The organism is Arthrobacter sp. B2060, assembly GCF_059090445.1.
In genome coordinates, this window is record NZ_JBNHFR010000011.1 from 172,398 (window position 1) to 196,380 (window position 23,983).

The following is a 23,983-nucleotide window of genomic DNA, read 5'->3' on the forward strand; positions in this document are numbered from 1 at the left end:
ACCCCCTTCAAACTTCGACCACTCAAATTTGATCACTCAAGGAAGAGTCCCATGACGACCACCACTGAAGGCACCACCACCATCAACCACTTCATCAACGGCGTTGAAACCGCCGGTGAAGGCGACCGCACCCAGCCCGTCTTCAACCCTGCCACCGGCGCCGTCAGCGCTGAACTGCGGCTGGCCAACCGGGCGGACCTGGACACCACGGTCGCCGCGGCCCGCGCCGCCGCCGACAGCTGGGGGGACATCTCCCTGGCCAAGCGCACCGCGGTGCTGTTCAAGTTCCGCGAGCTCGTCGCCTCCCACATTGACGAACTTGCCGAACTGATCACGGCCGAGCACGGCAAGGTCCTCTCCGACGCGAAGGGCGAGATCGGCCGCGGCCTGGAGGTCATCGAGTTCGCCTGCGGCATCCCGCAGCTGCTCAAGGGCGACTACTCGGACCAGGTCTCCACCGGCATCGACGTCTTCTCCTTCCGCGAGCCGCTCGGCGTCGTCGCGGGCATCACGCCGTTCAACTTCCCTGTCATGGTGCCGCTGTGGATGGCACCCATGGCGATCGCCACCGGCAACGCCTTCATCCTCAAGCCCTCCGAGCGCGACCCCTCCGCCTCGATGCTGCTGGCCAAGCTGTGGAAAGCCGCGGGCCTGCCCGACGGCGTGTTCCAGGTCCTGCACGGCGACAAGGAAACCGTTGACGGCCTGCTGACCCACCCGGACGTGGACGGCATCTCCTTTGTCGGCTCTACCCCGATCGCCAAGTACGTCCACGAGACCGCCACGGCGCACGGCAAGCGCGTCCAGGCCCTGGGCGGGGCGAAGAACCACGCCATCGTCATGCCCGATGCCGCCCTCGACAACGCCGCCGACCACCTCGCCGCTGCCGCCTTCGGCTCCGCAGGGGAACGCTGCATGGCTATCTCCGTCGCCGTCGCCGTCGCGGACGCCGCTGACCTGCTCGTGAAGAAGGTCGAAGAGCGTGCCCTGGCCGTCAAGGTCGACAACGGCACCGCCCCCGGCGCCGAGATGGGCCCGGTCATCACCCCGGCCTCCAAGGAACGCATCGTGCGGATCGTCACCGAAGCCGAACAGGCCGGCGCCGCCATCGTGGTGGACGGCCGCGACCTCGTGGTCCCCGGCCACGAGGACGGCTTCTGGGTCGGCCCCACCGTGATCGACCACGTCACGACAGAAATGACCGCCTACACCGAGGAAATCTTCGGACCCGTCCTCGTCGTCGTCCGCGTCGACAGCCTCGAAGACGGCATCAAGCTCATCAACTCCAACCCCTACGGCAACGGCACCGCCATCTTCACCTCCTCCGGCGCCTCCGCCCGCAAGTTCCAGCGCTCCGTCACGGTCGGCATGGTCGGCATCAACGTCCCGCTGCCCGTCCCGGTCGCTTACCACTCCTTCGGCGGCTGGAAGGCTTCGCTCTTCGGCGACAAGCACATCTACGGACCCGAAGGCGTCTCCTTCTACACCCGCGGCAAGGTCATCACCTCCCGCTGGCCCGAACCCACCCACGCCTCCGGTGCCTCGTACAACTTCCCCTCCCACGCCGACGACAGCCACGCCGTCCGCCACGACGGCATCGCAGAAGGACTCCCCGACGAGCTCGCCGGAGGAGAGGACGCCGTTCCCGGACGCGCCGACGACGCCACAGAAGGCCGCGGACGACGCGACTGAGAATGCGCGGCTACCTGTTCCAACGAGCCTCACCTGAGCTGTCTCAGGCCGGCAAACTGGATGGAAAAAGCGCTGGCCGACCCCACTCGTTAAAGACGAAGTGGTCCTCATAGCCGCTCCCTTGTAGCTGGTTCCTGGCAGGGGAGCGGCGGCAGCAGCCGCCTCTCCCCTGCCGGCACATCCGCCTCCCAAACTGATCCACATTGGAGTCCCACGTGAAAATTGCCCTTGATCCCACCCCGTTCCACCACAGCCACAGCCTGCTGGAGTTCCCCAAGGTCGTGGCGGACCTTGGTTACAAGTACATGCAGATGACGCCGCACGCCGACTTCATCCCCTTCTACAACCACCCCAAGGCCGACGACGAACTGGTGGGCCAGCTGAAGAAGGCCAGTAAGGACGCCGGAATCGAGATCGCCTCGGTGCTGCCGGTGCTCCGCTGGTCCGGGCCGGACGAAGACGCCCGCGAAGCCGCCGTCCGCTACTGGAAGCGCGCCATCCAGATCACCGTGGACCTGGGCGTCAGCACTATGAACACCGAGTTCAGCGGCCGGCCGGAGAAGGCCGAAGAATCCGAGCGCGCCTTTTACCGCTCCATGGAAGAGCTGCTGCCCATCATCGAACGCGAAGGCATCGACCTGCTGATCGACCCGCACCCGGACGACTTCGTGGAAGAAGGCCTGGCTGCCATCCGGGTAATCCGCGGCCTGAACTCCAAGAACGTCGGCCTGGTCTACGTGGCCTCGCACAGCTTCCATATGAAGAACCGCCCGCTGGACATCATGCGCGCGGCAGGGGACAAGCTGCGCCTGGTCCATGTCGCGGACACCATGGACCACCACGCCTCGCACGGCCTGCGCTACATCACCAACCCGCCGGGCAACCCGGTCAGGGTGCACCAGCACCTGAAGATCGGCGACGGCGACGTCAACTGGGAAGAATTCTTCGGCGGCCTGAACGAGATCGGCTTCCTGGACCGCGACGACACCGTGATGGTGTCCAGTGTCTTTGCTGAAAACGAAAATGCCGCTGAAGTATCCCGCTATCAGCTGGAGACCATGAAGCAGCATGTCCAAAAGGTCAGGAACTGAACAGCAATTGCTGCCGCCAGGGAACCAAAGGCGCCTGCTGACTGTACTGTGCCCGGATGTTAATTGACCGGGGAATTCTTAAACACAATAGGAGGACCTCCGGGTTTGTGTGGTGCTCTCCGAGCGCTATCAAACAAGGAGGTCCTCTTTGTGCATTAGCGTGTTTTGGCCCCCGGGGGTGCCTTGCGCACACGAGGCTCCCTAGGGCGGACCCGGCGAAGTGTCAGTGTTTCTCGACAGAGCACTTTGCGGTGAGCCCTAGAGCGACCGGGAGTCGAGGGAGGCCGGGCTGGGGGATCCCCGCAACCGGCCTGGCCGTCCAAACAATGAATTCGGGGTCGGGACCGCGCGTGTCTGATGGTTTCGTCGAGGGAACCGCAAACCCGGGGTCCCGCGCCGCCCTGACGACCGGTGGAGCGGGAGTAATCGCAACGGCGTGAACGAGTGTAACTGACCGATGCCACCGAACACGCCAGCCGGGGGAAGCTCTACCTCTGCCCGGCCAAGGATGTCTTCCGGCAGGATTCTCGGCTGATCGCCCCCGGATGAAGTCCCCGCGGGCGTTGGCCGGGCTGGAAACCTGCGTACGGGTGAGCCGCCCCGCCGGAACGGGTGTGCAATTCAGGGTTCTGGATCCCTGGTGAGGAGGTCGCGACGCTTCACGAGCCCCTCTAGTACCGGCTGACAGGTTTGCCGGGCCGGGCCAGCACGTGCGCGAACAACTCCGCGACGGCGCCAGGCTGCTCCGCGATGCAGAAGAACAACTTGGAACCGCCATCTGTGCCTTTCGCGAAGGGAACTTCGGCGGCGGACTATGGACTTAGGTGAAGCACCGCCGCACCACGCATCAGCAGACCGCCAGGCTCATAGATGAGCCTGGCGGTCTGCTGACAATCAGTGGAACTGGTAGGGCGGCCTGCTGCTAGCGGGCGCTGCGTGCTTCAGTTTCCACGCCGGCCACTTCAGCATGGACTTCCTTGACGATGTCGCCGTGGCCGCCGAGCTGTTCGAGTTCGTGGGCGAGTTCGGCGAGTTCTGCGCCGCCGGCCATCTGGGCGGTGAGTTCGTCGAGGGTGATGTCCTTTTTGTCGTAGTAGCCGATGGAGCGGCCGCGCTTCAGGAGCAGGAACCGGTCGCCCACGGGGAAGGCGTGGTGGGGGTTGTGGGTGATGAAGATGACGCCCAGCCCGCGGTCGCGGGCCTGCAGGATGTAGCGGAGCACGACGCCGGACTGCTTCACACCCAGCGCCGCTGTGGGTTCGTCCAGGATCAGGACCTTGGCGCCGAAGTAGACGGCGCGGGCGATCGCGACGCACTGGCGTTCACCGCCGGAGAGCTGGCCGATGGGCTGCTCGACGTCGCGGAGGTCGATGCCCATGTCGGCGAGTTCCTTCTTGGTGATGTCCTTCATCTTCTGGACGTCCAGGCTCTTGAACGGCCCGAAGCCGGTGGTCAGCTCCGAGCCGAGGAAGAAGTTGCGCCAGATGGGCATCAGCGGAACCACGGCGAGGTCCTGGTAGACCGTGGCGATGCCCACATCGAGGGCGTCGCGCGGCGAGCTGAACTTTCGTTCTTCGCCCATGATGTTCAGCACGCCTTCGTCGTGCTGGTGCAGCCCGGCGATGATCTTGATCAGCGTGGACTTGCCGGCACCGTTGTCGCCCAGGACGCAGGTGACACGGCCGTTGTCCACGGCCATGGTGACGTCGGTGAGGGCGACGATGTTGCCGTAATGCTTGCCGACGTTCTCCAGCGAGAGCAAATGCACCGGGGTGTGGGTCAGCGGATCCTTCTCATCCTTGAGGAGCTGCTGCTGGTCGATCTGCTTGGCGTTCATGGTTTCAGCCCTTACTTGCTTGCGTCTGCGCGGCGCTTGACGATCAGGTTCACGATGGTGGCCAAGAGAAGCATCAGGCCCAGGAAGAACTTGAACCAGTCCGGGTTCCACTGGGCGTAGACGATGCCCTTGTTGGCCATGCCGAAGATGAAGGCACCGATCGCGCCGCCCACGGCCGAGCCGTAGCCGCCGGTGAGGAGGCAGCCGCCGATGACCGCTGCGATGATGTAGAGGAATTCGTTGCCCACACCCTCGCCGGACTGCACGGCGTCGAATGCGAACAGGTTGTGCATGCCGAGGATCCAGCCGCAGAAACCGACCGCCATGAACAGGCCGATTTTGGTCGCCTTGACCGGGACGCCCACGGCGCGGGCAGCGTTGGCGTCACCGCCGACGGCAAAGATCCAGTTGCCCACCTTGGTGCGCAGCAGCACCCAGGACGCCACGGCGACCAGGGCGATCCAGATGAAGACCGTGTTGTTGACGTCAACCCCGGCGATGTTTACCGAGGAGGCAAAGATGGCCCGGGCTGCCTGGTAGCCGTCCATGCTGGAAATCGACGGGGAGGACACGCCGCCGCCGATCATGCGGGTCAGGCCCAGGTTCAGGCCGGTCAGCATCAGGAACGTCGCGAGCGTGACGATGAAGCTCGGCAGCTTGGTCTTCATCAGGATCCAGCCGTTGATGTACCCGATGCCGAGCGAGACCACGAGGGCCAGGATCACGCCGACCCACACGTTCATGCTGAAGTACCAGCTGAACATCGAGGCGGTCAGGGCCGAGCTGATCACGGCAACGCCGGTGGAAAGGTCGAACTCCCCGCCGATCATCAGCAGCGAGACTCCCACGGCCATGATGCCGATGGTGGAGCTGCCGTACAGGACGGTGGCGAAGGCGTTCGGCTGAATGAACGTCTGGGAGACCGAGGCGAAGAAGACGAAGAGGACGATTGCGCCCACCAGGGCGCCAACTTCCGGGCGTCCGAGCAACTTCTGCAGAGGGTTGCGTTTTGCAACCCTCTCGTCTGTCACAGCTGGTTTTGTCAATGTCGGGGTCATGGCCATGATGATTCTCCTTGCTGCCGGGCCCGGGGTTGAGCCGGACCCGGCTGCGGGTTGTTAGCGGATACCCTGCTCGGCGAACTTCAAGACGTCCGCCGCATTGGATTCATCGACGATGGCCGGACCCGTCAGCACCGGGAGGCCGCCACCGAGCCGGAACCCGCCGCGCTTGTTCTGCCACAACGCATCCACGGCGCTGTAGCCCTGCAGCCAGGGCTGCTGGTCCACCGTGAACATCACATCGCCGTCGGCGATCTTCTGGGTCAGTTCACGGTTCAGGTCGAAGCTGGCAACCTTGGCCGAACTTCCCGCCGTCGAGACCGACTTCAGGAGCGTCAGCGTGATGGGTGCACCCAGGCCGATGATGACATCAGCGTCCTTGGAGGCCTGTAGCTTTGCCGTCGCCGTCGACTCGACGGCGGTCATGTCCGCTCCGTTCACGTAAAGGATCTCCGTTCCGGGAACCTTGGATTTCACACCTGCACAGCGGGCTTCCAGACCCACGTGACCCTGGGCCTGGATCACGCAGATTGGATGCTTGACTCCCTGCCCTGCCAGCTTTTCTCCTACAGCCTGCCCTGCAAGTTCCTCGTTGGAACCGAAGTGGGTGAAGGCCCCGAGTTCCTTGGAGACGGATTCACCCGCATTGAGGCTAACAATGGGAATGCCCGCATCAGTAGCCTTTTTCAGTACACCCTTCAGGGCATCGGGCGTCGCCAGGGTGACGGCGATACCGTCCACCTTCTGGTCAATTGCCTGCTGGATCAACTGCGACTGCCGACCCGCTTCGGGGTCATTTGTGTAAAGCAGCTCCACGTTGTCTTTCGCCGCCGCTTCCTCGGCACCCTTACGGACGGTGTCCCAGAAAGTGTCCCCTGCCGGAGCGTGCGTAACGAGGGCGATCTTCATCCGGTCAGTCGAGGCGACCTGGCCCCCGCCGGCGGCGTTGTTTGCTTCGGGTGCCCTTCCACCCTGGCTGGAGCAAGCTGTAAGCGCCAGCATCGGAACTGAAACTGCGGCGATCGCCGCGCGGCGCCAAAAGAACTTCTTCACTGCTGATCTCCTTCGATCGAGCCTAACGAGGAATGCACACCGCCGAGGTACTCGGACTAGGAGAGCAAGCGATGTGATGTAGAGCATATGGAGCGCTCCATGAACCGAGGCTACGGTCAATACTTTGTCCTGTCAATAGCCCAATAATCCCTGGAGCAATGTCAGCGTTAGCAGGCCCGCTTGCCATCATGTGAGCTTGCCTTGGTGACAGTCAGTAGCAACGCCTTTCTGGCGAGAGGCTGTTCAGAAGAAGAATTCGAACTCATCCGCCGCATCTGGGGATCTGCAGAATGAAGGTGCTGGGCGACCGAAAGAAGAAGTCACTGTTATTGACAGGACAAAGTGACATGCGTAACGTTTCGTGGAGCGCTCCAGAATCAGGGGTAGCCAGCAAACACAATCACCCAAACAATGGAGTCCCGGTGAACTCGAACCGATTACTGCGCCCCAGCCTGCCAGCATTGACAGTGGGCCCCCACAGCAAGAAGCTCGGGCTCGTGGCAGTAGTTGCCACTTTCGGCGGCCTGCTTTTTGGCTACGACACAGGCGTGATCAACGGCGCCCTCGCCCCCATGACCACGGACCTTGGCCTGACGCCAGTGACGGAAGGGATCGTCACAAGTTCGCTGCTCATTGGTGCCGCAATTGGCGCAGCGCTGGGTGGCCGGCTTTCAGACTTCATTGGCCGCCGCAGAGGAATCCTCATCCTCGCTATCCTGTTCTTCCTGGCTGCTCTCGGCTGTGTCGTGGCTCCCGACGTCGCCGTGATGGTCGTAGCCCGTGTCTTTCTGGGTCTGGCAGTGGGCGGCTCGTCGGTGATCGTCCCCGTTTATCTGGCCGAGCTCGCTCCTACGGAGCAACGCGGCGGGCTGGTCACGCGTAACGAGCTGATGATCGTGACCGGCCAGTTCGCCGCCTTTGTAGTCAATGCGATCATCGGTAACGCGTGGGGCGAAAGCGCGGGAGTTTGGCGCTTCATGCTCGCAGTGGCGGCTTTGCCAGCCATTGTCTTGTATTTCGGCATGCTGCGCATGCCAGAAAGTCCCCGCTGGCTCCTGTCAAAGGGGCGGGAAGCAGAAGCCCTTCAAGTACTGTGATCCATTCGATCCGATGAAAGGGCCGAAGCCGAGCTGGCAGAAGTTCGTGACCTGGCCCAGCTCGAACGAGTAGCTCAAACCGGCGGACTGCCTGACCTGAAAATCCGCTGGGTGCGCCGACTGCTCTTTATAGGCATCGGACTGGCGATAGCCCAGCAGCTCACGGGAATTAACTCGATCATGTACTACGGGACACAGCTGCTCACGGAGGCCGGATTCTCCAGCGGAGGAGCCCTCATCGCAAATACTGCAAACGGCGCAATCTCCGTGACAGCCGTCCTGATCGGAATACGCCTGATCCACAGCTATTCCCGTCGCGCTCTGCTCCTCATCGGCTTCATCGGGACAACCTCGGCCCACCTCATGGTGGGAGTCTCATCGCTCCTACTCCCCGAGGGATTCCTTAGAGCCACGGTTATTCTCTTTTTCATCGTCATGTTTGTTGCCTTCATGCAAGGAACCATTGGCCCGATAGTCTGGCTGATGCTCGCCGAAATCTTCCCTCTCAAGGTGCGTGGACTTGGACTGGGCATCGCAGTTTTCTGCCTCTGGATTACGAACTTCCTCATCAGCCTCGCCTTCCCCTCCTTCGTGGCTGCGGTGGGGATCTCGGGAACGTTTTTCGTTTTTGCGGCCTTGGGAGTGGCCGCCATCATCTTTGTCGCCAAACTGGTGCCGGAAACAAAGGATGCGTCTCTCGAGGACCTGGAGGAACGCTTCCGCCTCCGGTACGCCTAAGTTTTCGCGTTCCATCACCTTGAGTAGTAGTTCCATGGAAGGAGCACAGACATGACTCAATGGGTTTATCCGCTGGGGGCAGCTGCAGAGGGCAGCTGGGACATCTCGCTCGGAACTGTTGATTCCGCCCATAAAGTGGAAGGGTGGGCTCATACCGGATTGAAGGTCGCCACGCTGGGCCCGGGTGCCACAGTAGAACTTCCTGCCTCATGTGAGGAACGCTTGGTGGTTCCGCTTAGCGGAGCCTTCACTGTGACGGTCGATGGCACGAAATACTCTCTGGCTGGCAGACCCTCAGTATTCAGTGGACCCAGCGACGTCCTCTACTCCGGAGCCGGCGCCGAAGTCACGGTCCGCTCTGCGGAAGGCGGACGGGTTGCCGTCGCCACTGCCCCCGCACAGGTCCGGTACCCAACTCGTCGCATCGAAGCAGCGGAAACGCCAGTGGAGCTGCGGGGAGCGGGTAACTGCTCACGTCAGGTACACAACTTTGGCACCCTTCCGCTCTGGAAGCCGACCGCTTCATCGTCTGCGAGGTCATCACTCCGGCCGGCAACTGGTCCTCCTACCCACCTCACAAGCATGACGAGGAAAAAGACGGCGAAACCAGCCTCGAAGAGATCTACTACTATGAAACGCGCCTAGCCCCCACCGTTACCGGCGGTCCCGCTTTTGAAGCCGACCCCGTGGGCTATCAGCGCGTTTATTCCTCCGACGAGCGCCCCATTGATATCTCTACCGAAGTACGCACCGGCGACGTTGTCCTGGTTCCGTACGGGTGGCACGGGCCGGCGATGGCAGCCCCGGGCTACGACCTGTATTACCTCAATGTGATGGCGGGCCCCGGTCAGGTGCGCGATTGGCTTATCAGCGACGATCCACATCACGGCTGGGTCCGACAGAGCTGGGAAGGCCAGGACGTGGACCCGCGTCTGCCGTTCAGCGATTAGCGCCACCCTTGGCAATCTGCATAGAAGCACTGACCTTGCTGGTTCCTCCCAGCGGGGCCGGACCAACTCTCGCAAGAGAGACGTCAGACCGGGTTTGCGAAAGCCTCAGTATTCGCGTTGAAATTACTCCGAAGGATACAAAGAAGATGTTTGTTGTCGCAGACTTCTACGTCGAGTACAAAGCCGAGATGGACGAAAAGCTGCATGCCGCCGTCTCGGCAGCTTGCAGTGATGCATCGGCCGATCGAACCGGTGGAGTGCTCGTAACTCGCCACGATTTTTGTCATTTCTCCGTGGCGCTTTCACCAGAAGTTCCGTTCGGACTTATCCACGAGCAGGATCTGGCCCGTCGGGTCTGATTTAGGCGGGTGCCAGCCTCCAGAAGGAGGTTGGGCAAGCCAAGCTGCCCAAGGTCCGTCGCATGGCGAGGACGAGTACCCGCCGCCCTGAATGACTCAGTAGCAGCGCCGCCGTCCCCCATCCCCTTGGCACGACAACGAGTTCGGCTGCTGCTGCCAAATGGTCCGCGTCATGGAGGAAATGGCAGGTGTCGACCCGCTGGCCTTCCCCGCCAAGGACTCCTTCAAGGATGCGGCCCTGGTGTTGGCCAACGCGGGGCAGGGCCGCATCCAGCGCCGACTGGTTAGGCGAATTCAACGAACGAAGGAAAGAAGGGCCAAACCAGGGGTGACCATGACAGACCATTCCCCGGAGGACGTCCGCCACTCCCCCACGGGGAGCCAGTGGAGCCCGCGGCTGGCGTTGCTCGTGGCGGCCACGTTCTTCATGGAGTTCCTGGACGGGACGGTGCTGGTGACCGCCATTCCGACCATCGCCGGTGATTTCGGTGTGGCCGCTGCCAGCGTGAACATCACCATGACGGCCTACCTGATGACCGTGGCCATGGGCATCCCGCTGAGCGGTTGGCTGGCCGAGCGGCTGGGAGCCCGACGTATCTTCTGCCTGGCCATTGTGCTCTTCACGGTAGCTTCCCTGCTCTGTGCTCTGAGCCAGGACCTGACCACGCTGACCCTCAGCCGCATTCTGCAGGGCGCGGGCGGCGCCATGATGGTCCCCGTGGGTACGCTCGTGGTACTCCGCGGGACGCCCAAGTCTGAACTGCTGCGCGCTACTGCCTATCTTGTGTGGCCCGGACTGCTGGCCCCGGTGCTGGCGCCGCTGGTAGGAGGGGCGCTGACGACGTACCTGTCCTGGCACTGGATCTTCCTGGTCAATCTACCGCTGGGCGTCGCGGCGTTCCTGGCAGCTCTCCGCCTCGTGCCAGGGGTGCCGGGTGACCGCGAACGCCGGCTCGACTGGCTTGGGTTGGTTCTGACCACGGCCGGCGTCGGCTCGCTCGTTGCCGGGCTGGAGTTGGCCAGCGCCCACCCGGACGGGCCATGGACTCTGCTGAGCCTTGTGGCGGGAGCGGCCGCCCTGGCCGCCGCTGTGCTGTGGATGCGCAGGGCAGCCAATCCGCTGTTCGACCTGACGGTGTTCTCCGCGCGCACGTTCCGGGCGACGAACACCGGCGGCTTCATCTACCGGCTCGCCATCAGCGCTGTCCCCTTCCTGCTGCCGCTGATGTTCCAGGAGGTTTACGGATGGAGCCCCATCCATGCCGGCATCATGGTGGCAGCCGTGTTCATCGGGAATATCGCCATGAAGCCGGCCACCACGCCGTTGATCCGCCGCATGGGGTTCAAGCCGGTCCTCGTTTTCGCGTCCCTGGCGTCAGCGGTGACGTTCGCGCTCTGCGCCCTGCTCACTCCCGGGACACCCGAGCCGCTGATCTTCGTGCTGCTTGTCTGCAGCGGCGCGTTCCGGTCGATCGGGTTCTCCGCCTACGCCTCCGTCCAGTACGCAGACATCGTGCCCGGTCAGCTGACCTCGGCCAACGCCGTTTCAGCCACGCTTGTCCAGCTCGCCACAGGGGCAGGCATCGCGGTGGGAGCCCTTCTCCTCCGCGTATTCGATGCCGCTCCCCTGTTCACCAGCGAATGGGACGCGGTGCTCGGCGCCGCAGCGGGCGGAGAGGCTATGGCAGCTTACCGGGGCGCCTTCTTGGCAATCGCCCTGCTGATGCTCCTCAGCACGGCAGACAGCCTGATGCTGCACCGCCATGCCGGAGCCGCAGTCAGCCGGCCTGGGCGAGGGGGAAGGGTGGAATAACCGTGAACGCGCGGCAGCCGCCCTTGGGCTGTCACGCAACCTGATTGCAGCTATCAACGGAAAAACCCTCGATCCAAGGAAGAAGGACGGCGCGAATCATGGGCCATAACGTAGGCCAACATTTGCCGCGTGCCCGCGTGCCCCGAACCCAGAGCATGGTGCCGGAACCAGTCGTCATTTCAACATGGCATAGAAGCAACTGGACGAGTTGGGCACCCGGCGGGGTCGGCCCGGGCTGATCTCATAGTCCCGCATGGTGACGCCAAGCAGGACCAAAGCTCCAGCCAGCACATCCACAAGGTCTGGTTGAACCTACAGGGACGCCAATGACGTGAGAGTTGTGGCGAGAGCGTCTGCCAGCTCCTTGCCTTTCGTCACGAAATGCTGGGAAAAGTAGTTGCTGTGCTCCTCGTGCTCGTGGAAATGGTGAGGAGTTAGGACGCCGGAGAATACTGGTACGTCCGTTTCCAACTGCACTCTCATAAGGGCGTCCACGACGCTTTGTGCGACAAATTCGTGGCGATAAATACCTCCGTCAACCACCAGGGCGGAGGTGGCTACAGCGTCATAGCGGCCGGACGCTGCGAGCCGTCGGACGTGTAGCGGAATCTCGAAGGCTCCGGGCACTTGGTGGACATCGACATTGGTGATGCCCAGTTCCTTGAGCCGCGCCTGGAAGCTGTCGACTGCACGATCAACGATGTCGGCGTGCCATCGGGCACTAACGATCGCTACTCGGAAAGAGGAAGGGTCGAGAGGTGACAAGGTGAAGTCCTTTCTTTGGGAGGCCATTGGAGGATTCTTTCACGCTGATAGTGACCTTGGCGGGTATGTGTCCAAGGTGTGGGCAGGCGCATGCTCACCGGTGGTGGTTTTGTTCCCGTCTTTCATTTGGATACTGACGGCCGGTTGCCGTGCCACCACGGGCCGCAGTTTTCGGCGTCGGTCGTTCCCATGTGGGAGTTACCCGATGACTTCGCCGGTTGCTTCGTAGGTCGCGATCTTGCCGATCCGGCGGATGTGGCGTTCGTCCTTGCTGAAGGGTTCCTGTAGGAAGGCATCGATCAGGGCTGTTGCTTCTTCCATGCTGTGTTGGCGTCCGCCGATGGCAACGACATTGGCGTCGTTGTGCTGCCGGGCCAGTGTGGCGGTGGAGTGGTTCCACGCCAGGGCGGCGCGAACGCCCCTGACCTTGTTGGCGGCGATCTGCTCGCCATTTCCGGACCCGCCCAGGACGATGCCCAGTGCGTGGATCCCTGCCTCCCGATCCTCAACTACCGCTAAGGCCGCGTTGATGCAGAACGACGGGTAGTCGTCCAGGGCGTCGTATTCCTTCGGGCCATGATCCGTCACGTAATAGCCCTTCTCCGACAGGTACCTGACCAGGTGGGCGCTCAACTCCATGCCGGCATGGTCGGTGGCGATATGGACGCGGGGAAATGCAGGAGATTGGGTCACTGTAGCTTCCTTTTCTTGTCATATAGAGCCGGGGTTTAGCGGATAGATGCTCCCCTGGGGCATGAGATGGGCCCCCGTCAACCCCTTCCGCGAACGAGTTCATTGACAGGCGGTTGTGGCTTGCGTAACATTATTGCACATACAGTCACTACTGAATGGATATGCAAAATGTTAACTGCAGATGCTTCCCAGGCCGCATCCTGGCGATCCCTCCGCCAGGAGGTGTTGGCCGGTGACGCCGACTTCCGCTCCGAGAAGTTGCACGAGCGTGCCCAAGCCACCCGCCGCTCGATCTTGAAAATGATCTCCGACTCCGGTCAGGGACACATCGGCGGAGACTTCTCCGTCACCGACATCCTGACGGTCCTTTTTGACGCCGTCATGAACGTCGATCCCGAGGATCACCGCAAGGAAGACCGCGACCACTTCATCCTCAGCAAGGGCCACTGTGCAGCTGCGCTGTACTCGACCCTTGCCCACAGCGGGTTCTTTCCCGTGGCAGAGCTGGACACCTTCATGGCGCCGCTGTCGGCGTTGAACGGGCACCCGAACAGGGTGAAGGTCCCCGGTGTCGAAACGAACACCGGCCCGCTGGGCCATGGACTCCCGGTGGCCGTCGGCACCGCAATCGGCGCCAAGCTGCTGGGTACCGGCACCCGCGTCTTCGTGGTCACGGGCGACGGTGAAATGCAGGAAGGCAGCAACTGGGAAGCGCTGATGTCGGCCTCCCATCAGAAGCTGGACAACCTGACCCTCGTCGTTGACCGCAACCGCCTCCAGCAGGGCGCGCGGACGGAAGAAACAAACGGGCTGGACCCGCTCGATGCCCGGCTTGCCGCCTTCGGCATGGAAGTACGGGTCGTCGACGGCCACAACTACAACGAACTCATCGAGGCACTGCGCCCGTCCACCACAGGCTCCCCCGTCGCCATCATCGCCAACACCATCAAGGGCAAAGGCGTCTCCTTCATCGAAGACCGCGTCGAGTGGCATCACAAAGTACCGTCCAAAGAACAAACCCTTCAGGCTTTCCAGGAGCTGTCATGACGACAACCACCGTGCAAACCGACGCACCCACGTTCGATAACCGCCAGGACTTCGCGGACGAACTCATCAATCTGGCCCGCACCAACGACCGAGTGGTCGCCGTGTGCAACGACTCTGTGGGCTCCAGCAACCTGACGAAGTTCCGTGAGGAGTTCCCGGACCGGCTGATCAACGTCGGCATCGCCGAGCAGAACATGGTGGGCGTCGGCGCGGGTCTGGCCAACGCCGGTTTCATTCCCTTCGTGTGCGCAGCTGGGCCCTTCCTGACAGGTCGTTCCCTGGAACAGATCAAGGCAGACGTGGCCTACAGCCAGCACAAGGTCATCCTGTGCGGCATGAGCCCTGGGATGGCCTACGGCGAACTCGGCCCGACCCATCACTCCGTCGAGGACTTCTCCTGGTTGCGGGCACTACCGGGCCTGGACATCGTCGTTCCCGCTGACGGTCCGCAGACCCGCTCCGCGCTCCGCAACGCCGTCGCCGATCCGCGGCCGACGTACATCCGGGTTGGCCGGTTCAAAGTTCCGCAGGTGTCCAGAGACAACTCGACGCTGGAACGCGGCAAGTTTGTCCTGGCCCATGAGGGAAGCGACGTGACCATCATCGCCACCGGCACCGAGGTGTCCCGTGCGCTGTGGGCCGCCGCATCACTGGCCTCCGAAGGTGTCTCGGCGCGCGTCCTGAACGCCGCCTACCTGAGCCCGTTGGACGAGGATGCGATTAAAGACGCGGCCCGCCAGACCGGTGGAATCATCACCGCAGAGGAAGCCAACGTTGCCGGCGGTCTTGGAGCGGCAGTAGCCAGCGTCGTAGGCCAGCTGGAAGACGGTGCCCGCGTACCCATGCGCATCCTCGGCCTGAAAGACCACTTTTCTCCCACCGGCAGCACGGCCTTCCTCCTGGACCACTTTGGCCTTACAGCCGACCACATCGCTGCCGCGGCTCGTGAGGTTCTGAACCGTGACTAACCTGGCCCCTGCCCCTGCCGGATCCGCCGTCGTCGTTGCGGTGGATCAAGGCACGAGCGCCACGAAGGCCCTGGTCATGGATGGCTCGGGAGGAATCATCGCCCGGGCGCAGGTCAGTCTCACGCAGCAGCATCCCCAGCCCGGGTGGGTCGAACAGGACCCGCTCGTCATACGCGACAGCGCAGTTCAGGCGGTCACTGACAGCCTGAAGGGACTGGACACCATGGTTCTGGGCCTGGGTGTGAGCACCCAGCGCGAGTCAGCAATGATCTGGGACCGTGAAACGGGCCAGCCCCTGGGACCCGTTCTGGGTTGGCAGGACCGCCGGACGGCCGAACAGGCAAAAAACCTCATCGGCGACGGCGCAGGCGACCTGGTTCGCCGCTCCACCGGCCTGCCGATCGACCCGATGTTCTCGGCACTGAAAATCCAGTGGCTGCTCGATGAGGCTGACCCGGGCCGTCGTCTCAGCAAGGCGGGTAAGATCGCGGCCGGAACCGTCGATTCATGGCTGTTGAGCTGCCTGACCGGTGAACACAGGATCGAGGCGGGCAACGCAAGCCGCACCCAGCTCCTGAACCTGGATGCAGTCGATTGGGATCAGCAACTGCTGGAACTCTTTAACGTGCCCCGCCAGGTCCTCCCGGAGGTCGTGGCGTCCAACGCGGCGAGCTCCCCACTGTTGGGCGGACTGGCCGGCGGCTCCCGGGTGCACGCGGTCATGGGCGATTCACACTCGGCGCTGTATGCACACGGTGTCCGGGGCCCTGGAACGGTCAAGGCAACCTACGGCACGGGCAGCTCGATCATGGGCCTGCTCCAGGACGAAGCTCATCCCGCCGATATGGGCGGGCTGGTGAGGACGCTGGCCTGGCATGACGGCGCACCCCGGTATGCCTTCGAAGGGAACATTCTTGCCACCGGCGCGACCGCGGTTTGGCTGTCTCAAGTGCTTGATTGTGACGTTGCCCATTTGGACTCGCTGGCCCGGACGGTCGAGGACAGCGGCGGGGTCAACCTTGTCCCGGCGTTCGCCGGACTCGGTGCTCCTTGGTGGGACGAACGGGCAGAAGCCACGATCAGCGGATTCAACCTCGGCACGACCTCGGCCCACCTGGCCCGGGCAGCATTCGAATCCATTGCCCTGCAGATCGAAGATGTGCTGCGGGCGGCCGAGAATTCGGTCTCGCCGCGCATCAGTTCCGTTCTGGCCGACGGTGGACCGACTTCCAATGCCTGGCTGATGCAGCTGCAGTCGGACCTAAGCCAGCGCACCGTGCTGCGCAGCGCGATACCGGATCTTTCAGCGCTGGGCGTCGCCCACATGGCCGCGATCGAGACCGGACTGCTCAGCCCGGAGGCAGTTGAAAATCTCCCGCGGAGCAGGACGGCGCTCGCGCCGGCCATGGCGGTCCACGACGCGGGCCGGAGGCGCTCAAGCTGGTCCCGGGCGGTGGCCAGAGCACGCTGGTCTCCGGAAGAAACCACCCGGGTCCCCAACTCACCCGGCACAATGCACGACGCATTGGCCCCGGCAGTAACGGAGTGACACCAATGAACACCATCGGATCTGAGATTTTTCAGGGCCACTTCAAGGGGCGCCGTGCCCTGGTGACCGGCGGAGCCAGCGGCATCGGCTACGGCATCGCCCAGGCCTTCGCCGAAGCCGGCGCATCGGTGCTCCTTGTTGACCGCAGCCCCCAGGTCAGCGAGTCCGCTGAGAAGCTTAGGGCAGCAGGTTTTGACGTTGAGCACGCGATAGCCGATGTCACCGACGAGGACCAGGTCAAAGCGGCGTTTGCCAAGACGGTGGAGCTTTGGGGTGGGCTCGACATCCTGGTGAACAACGCCGGGATCATCACCATCTCGAATCTCGAAGACCTTAGCCTGGACGAATTCAACAAAGTCCTGGCCGTCAACACCACGGCCGTGTTCCTGTGCTGCCGGGAAGCCGCTCCCCTGCTGAAAGCCAGCAAACACGGGGTCATGCTCAACGCATCCAGCGGGCAGGGCCGGCAGGGGTTTATCTTCACGCCCCACTACGCGGCCAGCAAGTTCGGCGTCATCGGTCTTACTCAGTCCCTGGCCAAGGAACTCGCCCCATCCGGGGTCCGGGTCAACAGCTACTGCCCCGGCATCGTCAAGACCGAGATGTGGGAATACAACGACCGCGAATGGGGCAGCCGGCTGGGTGACTACAAGCCCGGCGAGCTGATCCAGGAGTGGATCGACGGCATACCGCTCAAGCGCCCCGCCGAAGCAAGCGACGTGGCGAACCTGCTGCTGTTCCTCGCATCGGACGCGGGCAGCTACATCACCGGACAGGCCATCAATATTGATGGCGGAATGTTCATGAACTAGGGCCAACCTCTACTGCCAACGGAGTCAATCATGAGTCAACAACTAGCCCACCGGCCCGGTGGAGCACCACAGGAAAACGGCGCAAAGGCGCCAATGTTTTCACAACTCAGTGCACGCCTGTTTTCGGGTAGCGGCGGGGCCCTGCTGGGCCTGATCGCCCTGTTCATCGTCCTGAGCTTCGCCTCGCCCTTCTTCCTAACCGGCCGCAACCTCATCAACATCCTGGACCAGGTGACCGTTCTTGGCATCCTGTCCGTCGGAGCAACAGCGGTAATCATCACCGGCGGCATCGACCTGTCAGTGGGTGCCGTCCTCGGACTTTCCACGATGGTCCTGGGCTGGCTCTCCCACCAGGGCGGCTGGCCAATGTGGGCCGCCATGCTGGCAGCCATAGCCGTGGGCGCACTCGCCGGTTCGCTTAACGGCCTGGGCATTACGTACGCCAACCTGCCACCGTTCATCGCCACTTTGGCCATGCTCTCCATAGCCCGCGGCCTGGCGAACCTGATTACCGACGGCCAGCAGATCGTGGGGTACCCGGAGTGGTTCTTCAACCTTTCCTCCGAACGGTACCTCGGGTTCTTCTCCATCACGCTGCTGGTCGTAGTGGCGTTGTATCTGGCCGCCTGGGCGTGGCTGAAGTACCGGGCGTCCGGGCGCTCCATTTACGCCATTGGCGGCGGCGCAGAAGTGGCCCGCCTGGCCGGCATTCACGTCAAGAAGGTCACCATCTGGGTTTACGTCGCGGCAGGCGCCCTGGCCGGCCTTGGCGGAATCGCGTTGGCCAGCCGTCTGGATTCCTCCCAGCCCAGCGCCGGACTCGGATATGAGCTTGACGTCATCGCCGCCGTTGTCATCGGTGGCGCAAGCCTGAACGGCGGCGTCGGACGCATCGGCGGAACGATCATCGGTGTTCTGCTGATCGGCGTGCTGCGCAACGGCCTGAACCTCCTGGGCGTTTCACCGTTCATCCAGCAGATCGTTATCGGCCTCGTCATCGCCATCGCCGTGATGGCAGACGTGCTCCGGCGCAAGAAGGCCTAACCAGTCCCATCCCTCACCAGCATTACCAACCAAGCAGTACCCCCAATCGGATTTATCAATGGAGATGAAAATGTTTCGAAAAATCGCAGTAGCCGCGGTCGCCGTGGCCACCACCTTTTCCCTGGCCGCCTGTGGCGGCGGAAACGCGGGCACGGGCGGAGGCGGCGGGGAGCAGCAGAAGACCATCGGCCTGGCGGTAGCCAACCAGCAGGCAGACTTCTTCAACCAAATCCGTCAGTCGGTCGAAGCGGCCGCCAAGGAACAAAACGTCAAGGTCGTCGTCGCCGACGCGAAGGGCGACTCCAACACCCAGGTCTCGCAGATCCAGGACTTCATCACCCAGCAGGTGGACGCGATCATCTACATCCCCGCCGGTGCGACCGCGGCAACTGTCCCGGTCCGGGCGGCCAAGTCAGCGAACATTCCCATCGTTGCTGTTGACCGGAACCCCGAAGGCGCACCCGGTGACACGTTCATCGCCACCGACAGCGTCGGGGCAGCCAAGTCCTTGGGCGAGTGGGTCGGTAAGCAGGTTGACGGCAAGGGACAGCTCGGCGTCATCCAGGGCCAGATCGGAACGACGCCTGAGGTCGCCCGTGACACCGGCTTCAAGGAGGCCATGAAGCAGTTCCCCGGCATCAAGGAAGTCGCCCGCCAGGCCTCACAGCAGTGGGCACAGGACGAGGGCTACCAGCTGGCCACCGACATGCTCCAGGCAAACCCGAGTATCAACATCTTCTTTGGCCGCGCCGACGCCTTGGCTCTCGGGGCTGCTCAGGCCGTCCGTAACGCCGGCGTCAAGGGTGTCACCATCGTCGGGTTCGACGGCGACAAAGCCGGCCTGGAAGCGGTAAAGAACGGCACTCTGGCCGCGACCATCACCCAGCCGACCCAGGGCATGGGCAAGCTCGCCCTCGAATCTGCGATCAAGCTGGCCAACGGTGAGAAGCTGCCGGCCGAGCAGCTCCAGGAAGGCGTTCTGACCACCAAGGAAAACGTCGAGCCCTTTATCGCCAACCACCCTTAACCCGTCCCACGGGTGGTGCCCCGCCGGGGCACCACCCGCCCAGGCCGTTTCTCTAGCCAATGGAGCCCCACATGCCTACTGCGGATAACCGCGGACTTCGCGTCCGCGGCGCCACGAAAGAATATCCCGGCACTATCGCTGTCCAGGACATTGACTTGGACATCAATCCCGGGGAAGTCGTTGCCCTGCTCGGAGAAAACGGGGCCGGTAAGTCCACCCTCTCCAGCATCATCGCCGGGGTCACCCAGCCGACCACCGGAACCATGACCTGGAACGGAGAACCTTACGCACCCACGTCCCCCGGTGACTCCATCGCCGCCGGGATCGGCCTGATCCATCAGGAAATGCGCCTGCTGCCGGACCTCACCGTCGCCGAGAACGTCATGATCGGACGCTGGCCCATGCGCAACGGCTTCCTCGACGCCCGCACCATGCGCGAGAAAGCCAAGAACCAGCTCAAGCGCCTGGGCTTCAACGGCAGCATGGACGCCAAAGTCCGGGACCTCAGCGTCGCCGGCCAACAACAGGTCGAAATCGCCAAGGCCTTGATGCTCGACGCCTCACTGCTCATCCTCGATGAGCCCACCGCCGCACTGGGCCAAGCCGAAACTGACGCCCTCTTCGAGTGCGTCAGGGCCCTGAAAGCCGAAGGCGTGTCGTTCATCTATGTCAGCCACCGCCTCGCCGAAATCGCCCTGATCGCCGACCGCATCGTCGTTCTCAGGGACGGCAAAAAGATCACGGAACACGCCTCCGGTGAGGTTTCCCCCCACCAGCTGGTCGAAGAAATGGTCGGACGCCCTGTCGAGCGGCTCTTCCCCGAAGTGCCCCCGCCCAGGGAGGAGATCGTGCTGGAAGTCAAAGACCTGCACGACAAAGCGGGGGACTTCACTGATGTTTCCTTCACGGTCCGGGCCGGGGAGATCTTCGGCATCGCCGGCATCGTGGGAGCCGGGCGCACTGAGCTCGTCCGCGCGATAGCCGGCGCCGAGCACCGCCTCGGCACGGTCCTCGTCGACGGGAAAGACCTAAAGCCGGACGACCCCATGGCAGCCATCAAAGCCGGTGTCGTCCTGATTCCCGAGGACCGTAAACAGCAGGGGCTGGTTGTTAGCGACACGATTGAGAACAACATCGTCCTGCCCAACCTGGGCAAGGTTAGCTCATCAGGCTGGATAGCACCGTCCAAGGTGCGCAGCTTCGCCACAATCGTGGCGAAAGGCATCGGGATGAAGGGCAACGTGGCGCTGCCCGTGTCCTCCCTCTCCGGCGGCAACCAGCAAAAGATCGTGATCGGAAAATGGCTCCAACGCGATCCCCGCCTGATCATCCTCGATGAGCCCACCCGCGGCATCGACGTCGGTGCAAGGGCCTCCATCTATGAGGTCGTCGCTGAGCTGGCCCGCAGCGGAAACGCCGTCATCGTGGTCAGCTCCGACCTCGAGGAAGTCCTCGGCCTCGCTCACCGGGTCATGGTCCTCGCGCGCGGACGGAACCAGGGAATCCTCGACGCAGCCGAGGCCACGCCCTCAAAAGTCATGTCACTGGCCACACTCTAAGAGAAAGGAGGAACGTGAAATAATTGGACCCTTGCCTGACGACAACCGAAGGAACGCCGTGGCACCGAGAACGAGGACTTTCACGTCCCAACAACTTGGCCTGATGGTCAAGGCTGCGAGGATGTACCACGAGCAGAACCTGAGCCAGGCGTATATCGCGGAAAAGCTCAACGTCTCCCAGTCCAGGGTCTCCCGGTGGCTGACTGATGCTGTGCGAGAAGGCATCGTCCGGACCATTGTGGTGGCACCTGCCGGAACCGAATCGGACCTGGAGGACGCAGTGGCGGCCAAGTACGGCCTGCGGGCCGTGGTCATCGCAGACTTGCAGACCGACGATGAAGCAGCCATCATCCGAGGCATCGGCGCGGCAGCCGCGGGGTACCTCGAGGTGACGCTCACCGGAGGCAATAGGATCGGCCTGTCGTCTTGGTCCTCAACGCTTCTGGCCACGGTGGACGCCATGTCCCCGCGGAATGTCAAGACTGCGGAAAGCGTCGTCCAGGTTATCGGCGGAGTCGGGAATCCCGAAGTCCAGGTGCGCGCCACGCACCTGGCCGACCGGCTGGCAACGGTCACCAAGGGCACACCGCGCTACCTTCCCGCTCCCGGCATCGTGTCCAGTCGCGGCGGCCGTGACGCCCTGCTCGAGGACCCCTTCGTCGCTGACGTTGCCGCCGACTGGGACAGGCTGGACACCCTTCTGGTGGGCATCGGAAGCATCGAACCATCACCGCTGCTGCTCCAATCAGGCAATTCACTCAACGAATCCAACCTCAAAGCCCTCGCCGCGTCGGGAGCGGTAGGCGACATCTGCCTTCGGTTCTTCGACAAACACGGAAAACTCATCGAATCCGAACTGAATGACAGAGTCCTAGGCATCAGTCCTGAACAGATGCTCCGCGTCGACAGGCGAATCGGCATCGCCGGCGGCATCAGGAAGTACGCCGCGATACGGGCAGCCACCGAAGGCAAATGGATCAACGTACTCATCACGGACAAAAAGACCGCGCTGAAGCTGGAATCAGATAAGGCGCCATAAACCTCAAAGGACAGCAATTGAACCCGAAACTCAGCTTCGCCCTGGACGGACGAACAGCTCTCGTGACCGGAGGCGGCTCCGGTATCGGGCAGGCCATCGCTTTCGGCATCGCGCAGCAAAGCGGCGCCATCGGCATCGTTGACCTCCCCGGAGAAGGACCGGACGAAACCGTGCACCGCATCAAGGAAGCCGGAGGACGGGCCATCTTCGTCGCGGCAGACGTGACAAAAGCGGACGAACTTGAAGAAGCCGTCGCCAAGATCGAAGCCGACCTCGGTCCGCTCACCTTGGCCGTCAACTCGGCAGGGATAGCCAACGCCGCACCTGCCGAGGAAATGCCTTTGGCACAGTGGCAGAAGGTCTACGACATTGACGTCACCGGCGTCTTCCTCAGCTGCCAGGCCGAAGGCCGCGCCATGCTCCGGAACGGCGGTGGATCCATCGTGAACATCGCCTCCATGTCAGGGAGCATCGTGAACCGTGGCCTGCTGCAGGCACACTACAACAGCGCAAAAGCAGCGGTGATCCACCTGAGCAAATCCCTGGCAATGGAATGGGCCGATCGCGGCATTCGCGTCAACGCCCTCAGCCCGGGGTACACCATGACCAAGATGAACTCTCGCCCGGAGATGGTTCACCAGATGGGGATCTTCGCGGATGAGACGCCGATGAAGCGCATCGCCGACCCGTCAGAAATGGCCGGCCCAGCGGTGTTCCTTCTCTCGGACGCCGCATCGTTCTGCACCGGCATCGACCTCCTGGTCGACGGCGGCTTCTGCGCCCAATAGCCAGTGCTGCCGGAAGGCGGCCCTCGATTAGTTCTCTAGGGCTGCCACCAGCTGGGCGATGCTGATAACGGGCAAGCCCTTTTTGCGCCCCAATTCCAGCAACCCTGGAAGCCGCATCATTTCACCGTCATCAGCCACCACCTCGGCGATCACCCCGACCGGGCTGAGGCCGGCAAGCTTCAGCAGGTCAACGGCGGCCTCGGTGTGGCCGGGACGCTCCCGCACTCCCCCATCCACTGCACGAAGGGGAAGCACATGTCCCGGACGGATCAGGTCACCCGGGCCGGAGGAAGGATCGGCCAGCACCCGCAGGGTCCGTGCCCTGTCGGTCGCGCTGATACCGGTCGTTGACTGTCCGGCCGCATCCACGGTGATCGTGTATGCAGTGCGGAGGGAGTCCTTGTTGTCCTCGGTCATCAGCGGCAGCTTCAGTGCATCGGCCAGTTCGTTCGTCATCGGCGCGCACACGAAGCCGCTGGAAACCCGGATGATCCAAGCCAGCCATTCGGGGGTGGCGTGCTCGGCGGCCATGATGATGTCGCCCTCGTTTTCGCGGTCCTCATCATCCACAGCGATGATCGGCTGCCCGGCTTTCAGGGCAGCAACTGCCACATCGATCTCAGCAAGTGCCATGTTTTTCCTGTCTGGTTCTTCAAAAACTACAGATTCATACTAGTGCAGCAGTGAATAGCCATTCGCTGTTGCATTACCCCGCGGAATATCCGGTCGGCCGGCTGATCCATCCTCCCAGAAGCCCGGAAGCTCAGCCTCATCCCGTCCCCTGCGTCCGAACGAGAGCACGATTCACATGTCAACAGAAAACCTTCCCGCATCCGGCGACAATGCGTCCCGCGCACTCTCCCCGGACTCCAGTTCTGACCGCGCCCCTACCACTCCCACCCATCAGCTTTCCGACGCCGGTGTTTCCATCTGGCTCGATGACCTCTCCCGGGGCCGCCTGAAGACCGGCACCCTGCAGAAGCTGATCGAAGAGAAGAACG

Annotated in this window: 19 protein-coding genes and 4 pseudogenes; 17 read left to right on the forward strand and 6 right to left on the reverse strand. The window is 62.9% G+C overall.

Annotated features, from left to right (window positions below):
• Positions 1-51 precede the first annotated feature (51 nt).
• A pseudogene (locus AC5RUM_RS17995) lies at positions 52-1,563 on the forward strand (CoA-acylating methylmalonate-semialdehyde dehydrogenase); the annotation flags it as partial.
• 344 nt (positions 1,564-1,907) lie between these two features.
• A complete protein-coding gene (locus AC5RUM_RS18000) occupies positions 1,908-2,783 on the forward strand; it encodes a sugar phosphate isomerase/epimerase family protein (protein ID WP_494036233.1) in 876 nt (291 codons plus the stop codon).
• Between the two features lie 922 nt (positions 2,784-3,705).
• Here AC5RUM_RS18000 and AC5RUM_RS18005 read toward each other — a convergent pair.
• The 3 genes from AC5RUM_RS18005 to AC5RUM_RS18015 are packed head-to-tail and all read right to left on the reverse strand — an operon-like array spanning position 3,706 to position 6,734.
• Positions 3,706-4,620 (reverse strand): ATP-binding cassette domain-containing protein, encoded by a 915-nt coding sequence (locus tag AC5RUM_RS18005; protein ID WP_494036234.1) that lies wholly within the window; start codon positions 4,618-4,620, stop codon positions 3,706-3,708.
• Between the two features lie 11 nt (positions 4,621-4,631).
• Positions 4,632-5,678 (reverse strand): ABC transporter permease, encoded by a 1,047-nt coding sequence (locus AC5RUM_RS18010; RefSeq protein WP_494036247.1) that lies wholly within the window; start codon positions 5,676-5,678, stop codon positions 4,632-4,634.
• A 60-nt stretch (positions 5,679-5,738) separates the two neighbouring features.
• The gene (locus tag AC5RUM_RS18015; protein ID WP_494036235.1) at positions 5,739-6,734 is read right to left on the reverse strand and encodes a substrate-binding domain-containing protein; all 996 of its coding nucleotides are present in this window, start codon (positions 6,732-6,734) and stop codon (positions 5,739-5,741) included.
• 290 nt (positions 6,735-7,024) lie between these two features.
• On the opposite strand from AC5RUM_RS18015, the gene AC5RUM_RS18020 reads away from it, so the two are divergent.
• The 5 genes and pseudogenes from AC5RUM_RS18020 to AC5RUM_RS18040 all read left to right on the forward strand — a co-directional run bounded on the left by AC5RUM_RS18020 (position 7,025) and on the right by AC5RUM_RS18040 (position 11,691).
• Positions 7,025-7,831: an MFS transporter gene (locus AC5RUM_RS18020; protein WP_494036236.1), complete on the forward strand. Its 807-nt coding sequence runs from the start codon at positions 7,025-7,027 to the stop codon at positions 7,829-7,831.
• A gap of 3 nt (positions 7,832-7,834) precedes the next feature.
• Positions 7,835-8,569 (forward strand): MFS transporter, encoded by a 735-nt coding sequence (locus AC5RUM_RS18025; RefSeq protein ID WP_494036248.1) that lies wholly within the window; start codon positions 7,835-7,837, stop codon positions 8,567-8,569.
• 51 nt (positions 8,570-8,620) lie between these two features.
• Positions 8,621-9,519, forward strand: a pseudogene (gene iolB, locus AC5RUM_RS18030) (5-deoxy-glucuronate isomerase).
• Between the two features lie 146 nt (positions 9,520-9,665).
• A complete protein-coding gene (locus AC5RUM_RS18035; RefSeq protein ID WP_494036237.1) occupies positions 9,666-9,878 on the forward strand; it encodes a hypothetical protein in 213 nt (70 codons plus the stop codon).
• Between the two features lie 334 nt (positions 9,879-10,212).
• Positions 10,213-11,691 (forward strand): MFS transporter, encoded by a 1,479-nt coding sequence (locus tag AC5RUM_RS18040; protein ID WP_494036249.1) that lies wholly within the window; start codon positions 10,213-10,215, stop codon positions 11,689-11,691.
• A gap of 312 nt (positions 11,692-12,003) precedes the next feature.
• Here AC5RUM_RS18040 and AC5RUM_RS18045 read toward each other — a convergent pair whose 3' ends face one another.
• Both AC5RUM_RS18045 and AC5RUM_RS18050 read right to left on the reverse strand, forming a co-directional pair.
• Positions 12,004-12,456: a 6,7-dimethyl-8-ribityllumazine synthase gene (locus AC5RUM_RS18045; protein ID WP_494036238.1), complete on the reverse strand. Its 453-nt coding sequence runs from the start codon at positions 12,454-12,456 to the stop codon at positions 12,004-12,006.
• A gap of 198 nt (positions 12,457-12,654) precedes the next feature.
• Entirely contained in the window at positions 12,655-13,149 is a 495-nt protein-coding gene (locus AC5RUM_RS18050; protein ID WP_494036239.1) for a ribose-5-phosphate isomerase, read from the reverse strand.
• A 168-nt stretch (positions 13,150-13,317) separates the two neighbouring features.
• Here AC5RUM_RS18050 and AC5RUM_RS18055 point away from each other — a divergent pair, with 168 nt between their 5' ends.
• The 9 genes from AC5RUM_RS18055 (at position 13,318) to AC5RUM_RS18095 (ending at position 22,982) form a co-directional block, all read left to right on the forward strand.
• Complete coding sequence (locus AC5RUM_RS18055) at positions 13,318-14,196, forward strand: transketolase (protein WP_487444161.1); 879 nt, start codon at positions 13,318-13,320, stop codon at positions 14,194-14,196.
• Complete coding sequence (locus AC5RUM_RS18060) at positions 14,193-15,164, forward strand: transketolase family protein (protein WP_487444160.1); 972 nt, start codon at positions 14,193-14,195, stop codon at positions 15,162-15,164. The genes AC5RUM_RS18055 and AC5RUM_RS18060 overlap by 4 nt, the downstream gene beginning before the upstream one ends.
• Positions 15,157-16,713: an FGGY-family carbohydrate kinase gene (locus tag AC5RUM_RS18065; protein ID WP_487444159.1), complete on the forward strand. Its 1,557-nt coding sequence runs from the start codon at positions 15,157-15,159 to the stop codon at positions 16,711-16,713. Before AC5RUM_RS18060 ends, AC5RUM_RS18065 begins: the two co-directional genes overlap by 8 nt.
• A gap of 5 nt (positions 16,714-16,718) precedes the next feature.
• Positions 16,719-17,525, forward strand: a complete 807-nt coding sequence (locus AC5RUM_RS18070; protein WP_487444158.1) for an SDR family NAD(P)-dependent oxidoreductase — start codon at positions 16,719-16,721, stop codon at positions 17,523-17,525.
• Between the two features lie 93 nt (positions 17,526-17,618).
• Positions 17,619-18,569, forward strand: a complete 951-nt coding sequence (locus tag AC5RUM_RS18075; RefSeq protein ID WP_494036240.1) for an ABC transporter permease — start codon at positions 17,619-17,621, stop codon at positions 18,567-18,569.
• Between the two features lie 70 nt (positions 18,570-18,639).
• Positions 18,640-19,596 (forward strand): sugar ABC transporter substrate-binding protein, encoded by a 957-nt coding sequence (locus tag AC5RUM_RS18080; protein ID WP_487444156.1) that lies wholly within the window; start codon positions 18,640-18,642, stop codon positions 19,594-19,596.
• 71 nt (positions 19,597-19,667) lie between these two features.
• Positions 19,668-21,155 (forward strand): sugar ABC transporter ATP-binding protein, encoded by a 1,488-nt coding sequence (locus tag AC5RUM_RS18085; protein ID WP_494036241.1) that lies wholly within the window; start codon positions 19,668-19,670, stop codon positions 21,153-21,155.
• Positions 21,156-21,213: 58 nt separating this feature from the next.
• The gene (locus AC5RUM_RS18090; RefSeq protein ID WP_487444154.1) at positions 21,214-22,194 is read left to right on the forward strand and encodes a sugar-binding transcriptional regulator; all 981 of its coding nucleotides are present in this window, start codon (positions 21,214-21,216) and stop codon (positions 22,192-22,194) included.
• 17 nt (positions 22,195-22,211) lie between these two features.
• Positions 22,212-22,982 carry an SDR family oxidoreductase gene (locus AC5RUM_RS18095; RefSeq protein WP_487444153.1) on the forward strand — a complete coding sequence of 257 codons (771 nt, stop codon included), beginning with the start codon at positions 22,212-22,214 and terminating at the stop codon, positions 22,980-22,982.
• A 33-nt stretch (positions 22,983-23,015) separates the two neighbouring features.
• On the opposite strand, the pseudogene ribB reads toward AC5RUM_RS18095, so the two are convergent.
• Positions 23,016-23,615 (reverse strand): annotated as a pseudogene (gene ribB, locus AC5RUM_RS18100) (3,4-dihydroxy-2-butanone-4-phosphate synthase); the annotation flags it as partial.
• Between the two features lie 175 nt (positions 23,616-23,790).
• On the opposite strand from ribB, the pseudogene AC5RUM_RS18105 reads away from it, so the two are divergent.
• Positions 23,791-23,983: pseudogene (locus AC5RUM_RS18105) on the forward strand (hypothetical protein); the annotation flags it as partial.